Annotated in this window: 16 protein-coding genes; 9 read left to right on the top strand and 7 right to left on the bottom strand. The window is 55.2% G+C overall.

What is annotated here, in order from left to right; translation table 11 throughout:
- Positions 1 to 333: 333 nt before the first annotated feature.
- The 4 genes from RQ738_RS10685 to RQ738_RS10670 form a co-directional block, all read right to left on the bottom strand.
- Positions 334 to 1191: a dienelactone hydrolase family protein gene (locus RQ738_RS10685; protein ID WP_314165167.1), complete on the bottom strand. Its 858-nt coding sequence runs from the start codon at positions 1189 to 1191 to the stop codon at positions 334 to 336.
- Positions 1192 to 1280: 89 nt separating this feature from the next.
- Positions 1281 to 1688, bottom strand: coding sequence for a hypothetical protein (locus RQ738_RS10680; protein WP_314165165.1), 408 nt, complete (start codon positions 1686 to 1688; stop codon positions 1281 to 1283).
- A 147-nt stretch (positions 1689 to 1835) separates the two neighbouring features.
- Entirely contained in the window at positions 1836 to 2822 is a 987-nt protein-coding gene (locus RQ738_RS10675; RefSeq protein WP_314165164.1) for a TIGR00341 family protein, read from the bottom strand.
- A 57-nt stretch (positions 2823 to 2879) separates the two neighbouring features.
- A complete protein-coding gene (locus RQ738_RS10670) occupies positions 2880 to 3086 on the bottom strand; it encodes a DUF2892 domain-containing protein (protein WP_314165163.1) in 207 nt (68 codons plus the stop codon).
- A gap of 244 nt (positions 3087 to 3330) precedes the next feature.
- Between RQ738_RS10670 and ilvD the strand changes: the two genes are divergently transcribed.
- Together ilvD and RQ738_RS10660 are read left to right on the top strand one after the other, a co-directional pair.
- Positions 3331 to 5010 carry a dihydroxy-acid dehydratase gene (gene ilvD, locus RQ738_RS10665; RefSeq protein WP_314165161.1) on the top strand — a complete coding sequence of 560 codons (1680 nt, stop codon included), beginning with the start codon at positions 3331 to 3333 and terminating at the stop codon, positions 5008 to 5010.
- A 155-nt stretch (positions 5011 to 5165) separates the two neighbouring features.
- On the top strand, positions 5166 to 5459 hold the full coding sequence (locus RQ738_RS10660; RefSeq protein WP_314165160.1) for a hypothetical protein: 294 nt from the start codon (positions 5166 to 5168) through the stop codon (positions 5457 to 5459).
- 58 nt (positions 5460 to 5517) lie between these two features.
- Here RQ738_RS10660 and RQ738_RS10655 read toward each other — a convergent pair whose 3' ends face one another.
- Positions 5518 to 5643 (bottom strand): phage integrase N-terminal SAM-like domain-containing protein, encoded by a 126-nt coding sequence (locus tag RQ738_RS10655; protein WP_314165169.1) that lies wholly within the window; start codon positions 5641 to 5643, stop codon positions 5518 to 5520.
- A gap of 701 nt (positions 5644 to 6344) precedes the next feature.
- On the opposite strand from RQ738_RS10655, the gene RQ738_RS10650 reads away from it, so the two are divergent.
- From RQ738_RS10650 to RQ738_RS10625, 6 genes are all read left to right on the top strand, one after another.
- Complete coding sequence (locus RQ738_RS10650; RefSeq protein WP_314165159.1) at positions 6345 to 6803, top strand: hypothetical protein; 459 nt, start codon at positions 6345 to 6347, stop codon at positions 6801 to 6803.
- A gap of 203 nt (positions 6804 to 7006) precedes the next feature.
- The gene (locus RQ738_RS10645; protein ID WP_314165158.1) at positions 7007 to 8149 is read left to right on the top strand and encodes a DUF2254 domain-containing protein; all 1143 of its coding nucleotides are present in this window, start codon (positions 7007 to 7009) and stop codon (positions 8147 to 8149) included.
- Between the two features lie 474 nt (positions 8150 to 8623).
- Positions 8624 to 9376, top strand: a complete 753-nt coding sequence (locus tag RQ738_RS10640) for a DUF4124 domain-containing protein (protein WP_314165156.1) — start codon at positions 8624 to 8626, stop codon at positions 9374 to 9376.
- A 142-nt stretch (positions 9377 to 9518) separates the two neighbouring features.
- Positions 9519 to 9851: a DsrE family protein gene (locus tag RQ738_RS10635; RefSeq protein ID WP_314165168.1), complete on the top strand. Its 333-nt coding sequence runs from the start codon at positions 9519 to 9521 to the stop codon at positions 9849 to 9851.
- A 92-nt stretch (positions 9852 to 9943) separates the two neighbouring features.
- Positions 9944 to 10543 carry a hypothetical protein gene (locus tag RQ738_RS10630; RefSeq protein ID WP_314165155.1) on the top strand — a complete coding sequence of 200 codons (600 nt, stop codon included), beginning with the start codon at positions 9944 to 9946 and terminating at the stop codon, positions 10541 to 10543.
- 76 nt (positions 10544 to 10619) lie between these two features.
- The gene (locus RQ738_RS10625; RefSeq protein ID WP_314165154.1) at positions 10620 to 11663 is read left to right on the top strand and encodes a thioredoxin family protein; all 1044 of its coding nucleotides are present in this window, start codon (positions 10620 to 10622) and stop codon (positions 11661 to 11663) included.
- Between the two features lie 2 nt (positions 11664 to 11665).
- Here the strand turns inward: RQ738_RS10625 and ttcA are convergent, their stop codons facing one another.
- Both ttcA and RQ738_RS10615 read right to left on the bottom strand, forming a co-directional pair.
- A complete protein-coding gene (gene ttcA / locus RQ738_RS10620) occupies positions 11666 to 12490 on the bottom strand; it encodes a tRNA 2-thiocytidine(32) synthetase TtcA (protein WP_314165153.1) in 825 nt (274 codons plus the stop codon).
- Positions 12491 to 12496: 6 nt separating this feature from the next.
- Complete coding sequence (locus tag RQ738_RS10615) at positions 12497 to 12838, bottom strand: DUF1820 family protein (protein WP_314165152.1); 342 nt, start codon at positions 12836 to 12838, stop codon at positions 12497 to 12499.
- 136 nt (positions 12839 to 12974) lie between these two features.
- Between RQ738_RS10615 and RQ738_RS10610 the strand changes: the two genes are divergently transcribed.
- Positions 12975 to 13229: a hypothetical protein gene (locus RQ738_RS10610; protein WP_314165150.1), complete on the top strand. Its 255-nt coding sequence runs from the start codon at positions 12975 to 12977 to the stop codon at positions 13227 to 13229.
- The last annotated feature ends 456 nt before the right edge of the window (positions 13230 to 13685 follow it).

Here is a 13685-nt window from a genome sequence, read left to right as displayed (position 1 = left end):
ACAATATATGACGCCGGTGGAGTACGAAGAACGAGCTACCGGTAATTAAATCGTCCGTTTTATTGGGGGAACCTCAGAGTCGCGCGGGCGTGGTGATTCACTGGAACAGTGGACCGCGAGGTTGGTGATCAGGTCGAAAGCACCTCTAGGCAGCGACTCCGACCCCGGTGGATTGCGACCCCGCTGGATTCTATGGGCTTTTTACTTTACAGGCCGCGAAACGTACCTTGCATTTATTCATCAATCATCAATTGCCTTGAACTTTCTAAGAGAAGGTTAAGGTACTCACAATGAACCCTTAGGGTTCTGTGAGCCAATCATTCATCAATTTCTTTATTTCAGGTTTTGCTTCATAAACCTTGCGGCGCGTTGGATGGCATCCTTGGCCGCCAGGTCGTCGGCAAAGGTGCGCACCGCCTCGGGGCGGAAATCAAAGCCGCGGCCGACACCGGGGTAGATGATCAGGCGCACCGGGCGCTGTTTTTCCTGCAGCGAGGTGACGGCCATTTCGATCGAGCGGCGGCGCTGATATTGCTCGTTCTCACCAATAAAGATCAGGGCCGGGATTTTCAGGTCATCGGCCTCGATTGCGTAGCGATACACCTGCATGGCCTCGGGGGCATTCGGGTCCTGCATGTGCGGGTAGTAAGAGACATAGCAGGCCAGGTCGTTATCCTGGCGTTTGTATTTTACGGCGACCTTCAGCGTCATGTAACCGCCACGGGTATGGGAATAAACACAGGCCCGCTGGCTGCTGATGTCCTTGCGTGCCAGCAGGAAATCCAGTGCCGCATTTACATCGCCCTCTACGGCATAGTCGTGTTCGATCGGTAATTTCTCGATAAAACGGCCACTGAACACATCCGGCGCCACCACCACGAAACCGCGTGCGGCTAGGCGTTTGACGTGTAGCTGAATCAGGTCATCGAGTCCGCGACGGCCATGCTGGAAGAGCACGGCCGGATAGTTTTTGTTATCGTCCGGGCGGGCGATCATCACCGGTATTTCGATATCGTCATTGTGCGCATTAGACCACTCGGTTTTCACCTTATGGTTGGTCGGCACCTCGAGCTGCCCCTGGGTCCACCAGGCATCGTCCCACCACCAGGGCAGACCTTCATCTGCGTTCACCGAGGTGAAGGGGCCGGCAAGAAGAAAAGACAGGATGAGATACTGGAAAAAATTATTCATGTGCAAAATACCCGAACGGAAGCTTCATCAAGGATAAAAGTCGGGAGGATGGTACCTGAACAAGGGGGTGATGTCAGTGAGGCAGCGCTTCAGCCGGCGGGCCCGGGTTCGCCACCATCGCCCAGGAGAGCCAAAATCCGGGTGGTGAAGGGGAAATCCATCACGACTACGTTGCGCATTTCGCCACAGCGTTGCTGAATGAGTGAAGTGTCATAACCGCTCACAAGCAGTTTGCCTGCATGTATCTCGTTCAGCATCGCCAGTGCCTCGCAGATCTCCCCGGGGCTGTTACCGAGGTCATCGAGGTTGGCGACAATGTATTCCGGGTGCACGCGGCGAATAAAGACCAGGGCCTGCTCGTCAAAGCGAGTCCTTAAGAGGGCGATATCCTGACGTTTCTTGAGGATCCTGCGCAGCAGGCGGGAAATGACCGGCTGGCTCTCGATATGCAGCAGGATTTTTGCGGGCGCTGCACTGCCGCCGGAACACGATTTCAACTCTTAACTCCCGGTCATGCCCTGACCTTACTCTTGTTTCTGCGGTCATCCGCATGATTAAGCATGACGTCCGGACGTTAATAAGGTTTATAGCCCAGCATATTGCTGGGTTATTATAATGCGACAGTTTGAGGGGATAATTGCCTGTCAGGGCGCAATTTGCTGGCGCAGGTAGATCAAGGTGATAAGGACACACAAAGAGAGGAACCAGAAGAGGATATAACTGCTCATGGACTGGCGGGCACGCTTTTGTTCCAGCCAGGTCCGTGGCTTGATGCCGAGGAACAAAAAACCCAGTTTCGCGGAAAGGTTCACGCAGACGATATTGACCGCCAGCAACAGCGCGGCTGAGCCTGCAAGTGTGTACTCACCTGCACCTAGCATAAAGCCCATGGCCGCGGCCGGTGGCAACAGGGCCACGGCCACCATGACGCCCACGAGTACACTGGCCAGCCCCGTGGTCAGGGAAAGGACGGCGGCGGCCCCCGAGGCCAGCGCCAGGGTGACGGAATCCAGCCCGACATTGGTGCGGGCGAGCATTTCCTTGCTCTCGATGGCATATGGCCACCAGTGCCCGAGGCCGATCGACAGCACAATGGCCAGCGACAGGCCGGCAAGGTTGGTCTTCAGGGCCTGCCAGATGAGATTGTTATCTCCCAGCGAGCTGCCCAGGGCGAGGGCAATGTTCGGGCCGAGAAACGGCGCGATCACCATGGCGCCAATGACCACGGCGACGTTGTCTTCGAGCAGGCCAATCGCGACCACGATGGTGGAGAGGAAAACCAGAAACAAAAAGCGGCCATCCAGCTGGCTGTCTCTCTCGACGCTGTTATACAGTTCTTCACGGCTCAGGGCCGTACGGCGGCGGCTGCTGCTCTCTTCATCGATCTCCGGGCGCGGCAGACTGGCATCGACGGGCTGGATCACAATGCGCGCCGACTCACTGCTGCTGAGTACGCTCTGCAGGGCATCGAGGATGGCCTGGCGTGATTCAGGGGTCACCAGTATGCGCACCGCGCTGCGGCCATCTTCAGCTATCGCCCCGATCCAGTGATCCTCGGCCCCATGTTGTTCGGCGATGCCGCTAATGGTGTCGAGGTGGCCACTATCGGCGATAACTTCAATAATTTTCATGGTAAATGCCCCGGTGTTGCAGTGGCCCTTGCGGCCACCGCATACCGGGAGACTGGCTTAATTGAAGGCCTGACCGGGCTTGGTGCCAAAGGCCTTCTTCAGGATGATGGCCAGCGGGCAGAAGCGGGTGATGCCGGCCTGGAACAGGTTGGCACCCACAAACACGGTCAGCCACATCCAGTTCGGGTTGTGGTAATGGGTCAGGGCAACACTGGCCAGGATAACGATACCGGCAAAAATCATAACGATACGATCAATACTCATGGTGTAATCCTCATCATGCTATTTATTATGAATAGTTATTAATATTCTCTCCCGCCCCTGGGGCAAAACACGGCATAACGCAGCGTTTTGTGAGCATTTCTGCTATCCTTTGCCGCTTGCTGGCGGGTGTTCGCCGTCCAGTTTGCCTGAGAAGGCACGTAATGCAAAGCCTCGCCCGCCGGGCGGGATTGGATAGACAGGAATTTACAGAAAACCAGGGCGCCATTCGCGACCGGAGTGAGTCATGAGTAATAAATTGAATAAATTCAGTTCCCGTATCACCGAGCCAAAATCACAGGGGGCCTCCCAGGCCATGCTGTATGGCACCGGCCTGGACAAGGCTGACATGGCCAGACCGGAAATCGGTATCGCCAGCGTCTGGTGGGAGGGCAATACCTGCAACATGCACCTGAACGACCTCGCCGCCGTGGTGAAAAAGGGCGTGGTCGAGGCCGACATGGTCGGCATGCGCTTCAACACCATCGGTGTCTCCGATGGCATCTCCATGGGCACCAGCGGCATGAGCTACTCGCTGCAATCACGCGAGATCATCGCCGACTCCATCGAGACCGTCATGGGCGCGCAATGGTATGACGGCCTGGTGACTATCCCCGGTTGTGACAAGAACATGCCCGGCGCCTTGATCGCCATGGGCCGCCTGAATCGCCCGGCGATCATGGTTTATGGCGGCACCATCAAACCGGGCCACCTCGACAGCCAGAGTCTCGATATCGTCTCGGCGTTCCAGAGTTACGGCGAGTTCCTCGCCGGCAAGATTTCCGACGACGAACGGCAGGGGATCGTCGAGCATGCCTGTCCGGGCGCCGGTGCCTGTGGCGGCATGTACACCGCCAACACCATGGCCTCGGCCATCGAGGCGCTGGGCATGAGCCTGCCTTACAGTTCGTCCACCCCGGCCGTGGACCAGGGCAAGCTCGACGAATGTCGCCGCGCCGGCCTTGCCGTGCGCCACTTGCTCGAGAAGGACATCAAGCCGCGTGACATCATGACCCGCAAGGCCTTTGAAAATGCCATGGTGATCGTGATGGCACTGGGTGGTTCCACGAATGCGGTGCTGCACCTGCTGGCCATGGCGCGGGCGGTGGATGTGCCATTGAGCATTGATGATTTTCAGGTCGTTTCTGACCGTGTGCCGTTCATTGCCGATCTGAAACCGTCCGGCAAGTACGTGATGGAAGACCTGCACAACGTCGGTGGTACCCCGGCGGTGATGAAATACCTGCTTGAAAAAGGCCTGCTCAACGGCGACTGCCTGACCGTGACCGGCAAGACCATCGCCGAGAACCTCGCCGAACTGCCCGGCCTGACCGAGGGCCAGGACGTGATCCTGCCGCTGGAGGCACCGATTAAGGCCACCGCGCATATCCAGATCCTGAAGGGCTCGCTCGCACCGGGTGGCTCGGTAGCCAAGATCACCGGCAAGGAAGGCCTGCGTTTTGTCGGCCCGGCGCGTGTCTATGACTGCGAGGAAGACATGCTCAAGGGGCTCGAAGACGGCAAGATCCAGAAGGGTGACGTCATCGTCATCCGCAACGAAGGCCCGAAGGGCGGCCCCGGCATGCCCGAGATGCTCACCCCGACCTCGGCCATTATGGGCGCCGGTCTTGGCAAGGACGTGGCGTTGATCACCGACGGCCGTTTCTCCGGCGGCTCGCACGGTTTCATTATCGGCCACGTCGTGCCCGAGGCCCAGGAAGGCGGGCCCATCGCGCTGGTGAAGGATGGCGACGAGATCACCATCGACGCCGACAGCCGTGTTCTCGATGTGGCGGTCAGCGATGCCGAAATGGCCAGGCGCAAGGCCGCCTGGGTCATGCCCGAATACAAGACCAAACGTGGCACGCTCTACAAGTTCATCAAGAACGTCAAAAACGCCTCGGAAGGCTGCGTGACGGATGAGTGATGTAAAAATTATGCGTTAATGTCACAGCATAAAGAGGCCACCGCGAGGTGGCCTTTTTATGCTGTGGGATGAGGGCAAGGAATTTGAAACCATCCGAAAGGCGATAGATAATAAACTCTGACAGATAACAAAAAGAACTTCAGTGTAACCGTCATATGAAACGATTACTTGTAACCACCTTGCTAGCGTGTTTTCTGGGCATATGCTCACTCAGCCACGCCGATGAAGCAACACAGGCCGATGCCGCCGTCGCCAACATCCTGTTTGAGTACGACGGCAGTGAAGAATACGCCAGTTATAAGGCCAACGACGATGGTTCCGTTGACCTGATCTTCGCCAGCAACACACCAGACAAGCTTTACGAAGACATCCTCACCCAACTCCAGAACCACCCGCACATCAGCAGCGTGCTGGCCAGCAAGGGTGGGCCGGTTTGCAAGTTGTTTTAAATTTTCTATGCCTGGTTTTGCGTCGATGCAGAAACATCACGATTGAGTGCAAGGTGGGTTAAACAGGCTCTGACCTCATCGGCCGCATATCTTCCAGGTGACGTTTATTATGAAAATATATTAAGCGTCTAATCCATTGAATGTATGAGCGCTCTGTGCTGATGCTGTAATGATGTACACGCATAACCTCGCGTACGGAATCAAGCAAACGTGGACCTTGGCCGGGCATAGTAGAAGAATCCATTTTAGTCCTCCTTGACGTTGATGGATGAATAGGGGTAGATTCAGGTAAAGGATATAACGTTATGAAAAATAAACTCATTTTCTTCATAAATGAGACATAACACACCTCAACTAATACGGAGCATTAGTTAATAACCCTATGAATTCAAAAATAATATTGTGGCTGCAATGGCGTTTCACGCCCAATTTTGGCGTGTTATATGGCTTTTATGCCCGGCATATATAGTTAGGGAACAGAAAGAGATGCCGCTGGGTAAACTAACAACGCCAAAATTGGCTGCGCCTATCGTAGTAAGCATGTTGGTAGTCGTTTGGACATATGCGGCATCCCCTTTCTCGGAGTACGGTGATAATCGGACGGTCTACCCAGTCTTGTTGGCTGCAGTAATAGTTTTCCTCTGGCATATCGGCTTGCTGATTTATCCTGACAGATCTTCCAGATTCAAGATGGGCCGTATATGCCGTCATTCATTGTGGGTTGTCCTTTATTAATCATGTTGCGTTCGCGCATGCTCATTTCGAAGGACAGTTTGTGATAGCGGGCCCCCTAACAAAAAGCTCCAGCCGACGCGCTACGCGCGGCTGTGCTTGGACGTTAACAGCAATATATGCCAACAAATCAATTGGCGAATCGGAGTAAAGGTGAATAAGACGAAAAATATTTCTGATTGGATAGGGCGTGCTGTTTATGGACTCATCAGCTTAAGCCTGGGTGTTATCAGTCTCACAATGATGGGCGTTGCCTTATGGGATATATGGGTCTCGGTACACGAAAAAACCTTGTTTGTCACAGCCCTTCTTAATGCCATCGGCTTGATCGTGATTGGAATGGCTGTCTTTGATGTCTCCAAATTCTTGTTGGAGGAAGAAGTTTTCAGCAGCAGTGTCACGAAGTCGCCCGCAAAACAGAGGGGGACTTTATTAAAGTTTCTCGCCATCATTGCCATTGCCGTAAGCCTGGAAGCCCTGGTGTTCATTTTTGACGCCGGGACAAAAGATATGACTATGCTGATCTACCCCACTTTCTTGTTAATTGCGGCTATTTTGGTAGTGGTCGGTCTTGGTGTATATCAGAAGTTGACTCGTGATGATGACAAGTAGCTGCCATACAAAACATTATCACGGTTGCTGCTCGAATATTGCAATGGCGTAATTTATTGGTGATAGCGTACGTATGGAGACCAGGAACAAATAAATGACGGCTAACAACTGGGTCAAGTTTACGCATTCCGCGTTGCTTCATGCGCACCTGAGCCCAAGCGCTCGGCCCAGCAGGACATGCGAATGAACGAGATGGCGTCGTTATGAGAGTGCAGATATTCAAAGCATGGGACCGTATTCGCTCCAGTTTCTGGTTTCTCCCGGCAGTCATGGCTGGCGGGGCGATGGTGTTGGCTTTCGTGACCGTCGCCCTGGATACGCAGGTGACGGACTGGTTGACGCTTAACTGGGGTTTGAGTTTCACCGGTGGGGCGGAAGGGGCGAGTTCCTTGCTGGGGGCCATTGCCGGATCAATGATAACTATCGCCGGGGTGGTCTTCTCGATGACCCTGGTTGCCCTGTCGCTTGCCTCGTCACAGCTCGGACCCGGTCTGATCCGCAACTTCATGATCGACACCCCGACCCAGGTGGTACTCGGTACGTTCGTCGCTACCTTCCTGTACTGCTTGCTCGTCCTGCGCACCATCCGCCGCGCTGAGGAGATCCTCTTCGTCCCCCACTTCTCTGTCGCCCTCGGTGTGCTATTTGCGGTGGTGAGTGTGGGGGTGTTGATCTACTTTATCCATCATGTGTCTGTTTCTATCCAGGCCAACGAGATCGTGGCGCGGGTTGGAAAGGAGTTGATTGAGGGTATAGAACGGCTGTTTCTGGAAACCATAGGAAGGGGAGCACCTCGGATTCCGACGGGGCCACCCGACGCTGACTTCCTCGACACGTTCGACCGGGAGGCACGTCCGATTAGCTCTGCCTGTGATGGCTATCTACAGTTTATCGATGGTGACGCCTTGATGGCGTTGGCCATGCAAGAGGATGTCGTTATTCGACTGGAACGACGACCCGGCCACTATGTCGTTGCCGCCCGCCCGCTGGCGCTGGTGTGGCCAGGAAACAGGGTAACCGATCAGCTGATGGATCGCGTGAATGCCGCGTTCGCCCTGGGTAACCAGCGTACCTCCGGGCAGGACATTGAGTTCGCGGTCAACCAGCTTGTCGAGATCGCGATACGAGCCCTCTCCCTCGGGGTGAACGATCCGTACACTGCGATGACGTGTGTGGACCACCTGGGGTCGGCACTGTGCCGCCTGGCTCAACGAGACATGCCGTCGCCTTATCGACATGACACCCGGGATCAGCTTCGGGTCATAACGCCTGTCTTTACGTTCCCGGATGTCACGGACGTGGCGTTCAACCAGATTCGGCAATATGGCCGCAGAGCACTGCTGTGACCATCCGTCTGCTGGAGACGATTGCCGAGGTTGCAGGATCCGTACATCGGCCAGAGAATCGCGCTGCGCTGTTACGGCACGCTGAAATGATTGCCCGAGGGGCTCGGAAGGGACTGCCCGAAGAAGCGGACCGTCGGGAAGTGGAAGAACGCTTTCAATCAGCGAAACAATTGTTGAGCGAGTCGCCAGATTCCAGTCTCTGAAATACGTACGTAGCCAGCACGCCGATGGCAAATTAGCCGAACCATTCACTGCTGCGGACGCAAGAAGCCGCCGCACAGTTCGAGCGTTAGGGCTATTGCTCGAGTTGGGCTATACATTCGAAACTGGATCAAGGGATCAGAATACTTGAAAGGGAAAACAGGGTTCAGGCTGGACCTCCCCTGATGGAGTGTCCGGAAAAGTGGGGTTGCCTCAGTCTTTCACCTATAATCTTTATCCTTGTCGTTATGGAAATTGCTCCAGGAGCCTTATATGCCAAAGCTGATTGCTGGTTTGTTATGCGTTGCGAGTTTGTTACTGAGTACGTCTGCCACGGCACGTGCTTACAAGTGCCAGGCTGTCGGCGGCAATATCACCTATTCGCAAACACCTTGTGCGGCGAGCAGTGAGCAAAAACAGCTCGCTGATACCGGTCGCCGGGAGGGTAGCGGGGATGCTGAGACTTGTCGCATGGTTGGGCAGGCGGCCCAGGAAGTTTTTTCTGAGGTAAAGGCCGGCAAGGATGCACAGGCGATCATTAATAGTTACGGCGGCCTGAATGGTATCAACCCGCGTATGCTGAACCTGGTCAACTATGTGGGCAGCTTCCGTGCCCATGGCGATATCAGCCGGTCACGCGTCGCCCAGTTGAGCGCAACCAAATGTCGTGGCGGGGGCTTCGGGCCGATCACAGTCGATGACTTGCAGTTCCGGGACCCCATGTTTGCCCAGCAGGCGAGTATTGCCAGCCAGCGTCAACAGGTAGCAAAGCAATACCAGCAATTAGCGTTACCCGCCCTGATTTCGGTCGACTTCCAGCAAATCCCCTTGCCCGAGGCCCTGCGGGCGATTGCCAGCAAGGCCGGGGTGAGTTTCGATATTGACCCGTCGGTCACCGGTCAGGTCAGCCTGCGGATGGATAATGTGCCCTGGCCACAGGTGGTTGGTCGACTCGCCATTGAACACAAGTTGTTGATGGGGCAGGGGCCGAAGGGCGTGATGATTTCGGCCATGCCGGGTCGCTAAGGATTGGAGCTTTCAGATGATAAAGAACAGAAAAAAGTTTGGGAACAGGTCAGGTTATTTTCTTCTCGCAAGCCTTCTGGTTATGTTCTCTATGCATGGTCATGCGGCGGAGCCAGGCACCGCAACGCCGGTGCCATTTGTGATGCAACTGACCCGTTCGGCAGAGGGCCTTTCCCACCGCCGCGCCTTTTTGCAGATAGCCAAGGTGCTTGATGAGATCGGTGAGGACAAGCTGCACATCGAGGTCGTGGCCTATGAGGACGGGATTGTTTCCCTGCTCAGGAACAACCAGCAAACAGCCGGTCTGCTCGCGGCCCTGAGTCGCCGTGGCGTGGTCTTCAAGGCCTGTCGTATCAGTATGCAGGCCAGTGACCTGGTGGAGGAGGACTTTCCCCTCGAGGTCGAATTTGTCCCGGCAGGTGCGCCTGAGGTAATCCGTCTGCAAATGAGCGGTTACCGCTACTGGCGACCCTGAACATTAAACATTTCCCGCTGTCTGACGATATATCAGGTTAATAAACCCATATTGGACGTGGCCGTAGTCAAGAGGTCCACCTGGTGTATGAAATGAAGTCGTTAACCACAGTCTTTTCCCTGACCTTGCTGTTAGCGCAGGGCGTGCACGCGGACACCGTTGACCTGGTCGACTTGTTGGGTGAACTCCCGCCGACGAGCGAGTTAGTGCAAAAGGGAGTCGAGATCCCGCTCGATGAACCGACCCAGAACAAGGTCAGCGGGGCGCTCAAGACATTGCTTGAAACCTGCCGTGCCGATTCGAAAACCCGCCCCTCCATGTTCCGCAAGTTCAACAACGGCGTGCCGTTTGAGTGGGGGCGCAGCACAGACCCGCTGCGCGGGGCCTCGTTTATCAAGGTTTCGCTCGGCAAGCTCGAAAAGCTGCGCGCGGGCAACAAGAATGTATACGCAAAATACCTGCTACTCGAGACCCCGCCCGGTAACTGGCCGCGCAAATACATGGTGGCCTATGACGGCAGCACGGCCATCCAGTTCACCACGTGCTCGGGGCTGGTGACGGTGGATCTTATCTGTCTGCCGGGGATCCGTGACCACCTGCCGAAGAGTTATGCCCCGGCCTGCAAGGTGCTGCCCGATATGCGGGAGGCAGAGGAATCAACCGGGAAGATGGCCGGCGAGACTGACGAATAAGTATGGATAGTGGCAAGCTTGTTTTAGCCATGCAATCTGGCAAACTGGAGAAATCATTAAGGTGAGGCACAAGATTATGCCAAAGACACTGTTTTTCAGCCTGTTAATCGGGCTTCTTGCCAGCCCCTGGCTGGCCGCGGAGCCTGCAGCGGTCGAGCGTGGTGAATTCAAGGGCGCCGACTTTTTTGAGATGCCTGACTGGTTCAAGCCTTCGTTTCTTGATGTGCAGGCAGATGTCGAGGAGGCTGCGGCATCGGGCAAACGGCTCATGCTCTATTTCCACCAGAATGGCTGCCCTTACTGCTCCAGGCTTGTGAAAGACAACTTCACCAGGAGCAAGGAAGTGATTGCTTACATGCAAGAACACTTTGATGCTATTGATATGAACATGTGGGGTGACCGTGCCGTGACCGGTCTGGATGGCAAGGAGTATAACGAGAAATCCTATGCCGCCAGTCTCAAGGTCTGGTTCACGCCAACCATCCTCTTCTTTGACGAACAGGGCAAGGTCGCGCTGCGTATTAACGGCTATTATGACCCGGAAAAGTTCATGCACGTACTACGTTACGTCGCGGAGAAAAAAGAAACCGAGATGAGCTTTGCCGAGTACTACAAGCAGTTCACCGCGCCAAAGACCCGCACTGCAGCGGCCCTGCACAGTGAACCCTTCTTCGCCAGGCCACCTTACGACCTGGCCGCCTTGAGCAAGGGCAAGAAGCCCGTGGCCGTATTCTTTGAACAGGCCGACTGTGCCGATTGCGAGCAAATGCATAAGACGACGCTCAAAGATGCGGATACGCTGGCGGTCATTAATGGCTTTCACGTTATCCAGCTCGACCGCTATGCAGATACGCCACTGGTGACACCGGCCGGCAAGCAGACTACCGCCAGCCAGTGGGCGGATGAGTTGAATATCGCCTATGCGCCATCAGTGGTGTTGTTTGATGGCGACAAGGAAATCATCCGCATCGAGGCCTTCCTCAAGACCTTTCACGTGCAGTCGGTATTCGATTACGTGCTCTCCGGCGGCTACAAGACCGAGACCAGTTTCCAGCGCTATATCGAGCACCGTGCCGATCGCATCCGCGATACCGGCAAGACCGTGGATCTGTGGGATTAGGGTTACGCTGACCCCTGGCCGTGTCCGAGCAGGTCGATGCCCTGCACGGCCTCGAGGAGTTCCTCTTCCAGGCCCTTGAAGTCAAAGTGCTTGTGGTCCATGAGCTGGCTCGGGCTGATGTTGCCCATGGCGGCGAGGATGTTACCGGGGATCTTCGGGTTATCCGCAGCCAGACCGCGAATCAGCTCCTTCACTTTCTGCCGCGTCATGTTTTCCTGCGTGCCACACAGGTTGCAGGGGATGATCGGAAACTGCTGCTGCTCGGCATACTCGGCGATATCGGCTTCCTGACAGTAGGCCAGCGGACGGATGACGATATGCTTCTTGTTATCGGTGAGCAGCTTGGGCGGCATTGAACGCACCGAGCCACTGAACATAATCGACATGAGCATGCTCTCGATGAGGTCGTCGCGGTGGTGGCCGAGGGCGACTTTCACAAAGCCGTTGCGCTCGGCATAGGTGTAGATGTTGCCCCGGCGCAGGCGTGAGCACATCGAACAATAAGTCTTGCCTTCCGGCACCTTGTCTATGACCACCGAGTAGGTATCGCGGGTCAGGATCTCGTAGTTAAAGCCCTTGTCATCGAGCCAGTCGCGCAGGCCGCTATCGTCCCAGCCCGGTTGGCTCTGGTCGAGGGTGAAGGAAAACACTTCGAGTTTCTTGTTGGCGCGCAGGGCCAGCTTGTGCATCAGTTGCAGCAGGGTGAAGGAATCCTTGCCACCCGACAGGCAGACCATGATACGGTCACCGGTCTGGATCATGTTGTAGTCGGCGATTGCCTTGCCCATGTAGTGGAGGAGTTTCTTTTCCAGCTTGTTGTAGGCCATGCTGCTCTAGTCCTTGTTTGCCGGCTTGGGGGTATGGGTGGCGCTGGCGGGGAAACGGTAGACATCCTCGGCCTTGCCCTCGAAGGCAACGATTTTGGCGGTGCCGCGTTTTTCCACTTCATCGATACGCACCACGGCGTGCATGGGGATATAGCTGCGCTTTACCACGCCAAACTCGTCCCTGAGACGCTCTTCGCCGGGGTCGATAACCAGGGTGCTGTTATCACCGAAGACAAACTCCTCGATTTCGATAAAACCGAACAGGCTACTCTGCTGGACCTGCCGGGCATAGACCTCGTAAACCCGGGACTGGTTTACAAAGATGATCTTGAAGAGTGGCTCTGCCATAGCGCTAACCGTGAGACTGGAAAAAGGCCGCATAGCATACCATAGCCAGGTGGCTTGTCGAGGCGCGATTTAAACACTATTCTTTGAGAAACAGTGGCTTAAGTGGAGAGAGAATTTGATTTATATAACCGGAGCAGTGTTTATAGCCTGTGCCCTGTTCGCGCTCTATCTGCCCCTGCGTGGCTGGCAGGTCTGGGCGGGCCGTTTCCGTTACTGGGTCGTGCTGCCGCTGCTGCCCCTTGCCGGGCTGACTATATTCCTGTTGCGGGGAATGCTGCAAACCCCGCCCGAGCATCGTGTCGAGCCGGGCCTGCTGGTGATCACCGTGCTGGTCAGCCTGATACTCTCGGCGGTGCTCTGGCTGATTTACGAAAAACGCAGAAAACCTTAATGGACAGGATTTACAGGATGGACGGGATTTAATTCTTGCTCTTTCGGTAACCTGAACTATTCCTTCTCCCCTCGGGAGATCGAGGCAACCCTGCCACACCATAGAACCTTACAGGTTCATCATGGATACCTTACCCTTCGTTTGGTTCGAGGGTTATTTGGGTTTTTTGCTGTCTATTTTGCTTCTGTGGCCTGGAATTTCACCACTCATAGGACCCCTTTGGGTTCCATTATGAGTACCTCAACCATCTCCGATGGTTCGAGGGTTATTTGGCTTTTTTGCTGTCTATTTTGCTTCTGTGGCTTGGAATTTCACCACTCATAGAACCTCTTCGAGGTTCATCATGAGTACCTCAACCATCTCCGATGGTTCGAGGGTTTTTGGCTTTTTTGCTGTCTATTTTGCTTCTGTGGCTTGGAATTTCACCACTCATAGAACCTCTTCGAGGTTCATCAT

Source organism: Sulfuriflexus sp. (assembly GCF_032250955.1).
Classification (GTDB): domain Bacteria; phylum Pseudomonadota; class Gammaproteobacteria; order AKS1; family AKS1; genus Sulfuriflexus.
This window is presented reverse-complemented; position numbering and strand designations above follow the sequence as displayed.

Coding starts and splice junctions, on each gene's coding strand:
- RQ738_RS10630 (WP_314165155.1), top strand. CDS start 9,944: ATGAAGTCGTTAACCACAGTCTTTTCCCTGACCTTGCTGTTAGCGCAG.
- ilvD (WP_314165161.1), top strand. CDS start 3,331: ATGAGTAATAAATTGAATAAATTCAGTTCCCGTATCACCGAGCCAAAA.
- RQ738_RS10675 (WP_314165164.1), bottom strand. CDS start 2,822: ATGAAAATTATTGAAGTTATCGCCGATAGTGGCCACCTCGACACCATT.
- RQ738_RS10635 (WP_314165168.1), top strand. CDS start 9,519: ATGCAACTGACCCGTTCGGCAGAGGGCCTTTCCCACCGCCGCGCCTTT.
- RQ738_RS10640 (WP_314165156.1), top strand. CDS start 8,624: ATGCCAAAGCTGATTGCTGGTTTGTTATGCGTTGCGAGTTTGTTACTG.
- RQ738_RS10660 (WP_314165160.1), top strand. CDS start 5,166: ATGAAACGATTACTTGTAACCACCTTGCTAGCGTGTTTTCTGGGCATA.
- RQ738_RS10625 (WP_314165154.1), top strand. CDS start 10,620: ATGCCAAAGACACTGTTTTTCAGCCTGTTAATCGGGCTTCTTGCCAGC.
- RQ738_RS10655 (WP_314165169.1), bottom strand. CDS start 5,643: ATGCGTGTACATCATTACAGCATCAGCACAGAGCGCTCATACATTCAA.
- RQ738_RS10645 (WP_314165158.1), top strand. CDS start 7,007: ATGAGAGTGCAGATATTCAAAGCATGGGACCGTATTCGCTCCAGTTTC.
- RQ738_RS10670 (WP_314165163.1), bottom strand. CDS start 3,086: ATGAGTATTGATCGTATCGTTATGATTTTTGCCGGTATCGTTATCCTG.
- RQ738_RS10685 (WP_314165167.1), bottom strand. CDS start 1,191: ATGAATAATTTTTTCCAGTATCTCATCCTGTCTTTTCTTCTTGCCGGC.
- RQ738_RS10615 (WP_314165152.1), bottom strand. CDS start 12,838: ATGGCAGAGCCACTCTTCAAGATCATCTTTGTAAACCAGTCCCGGGTT.
- ttcA (WP_314165153.1), bottom strand. CDS start 12,490: ATGGCCTACAACAAGCTGGAAAAGAAACTCCTCCACTACATGGGCAAG.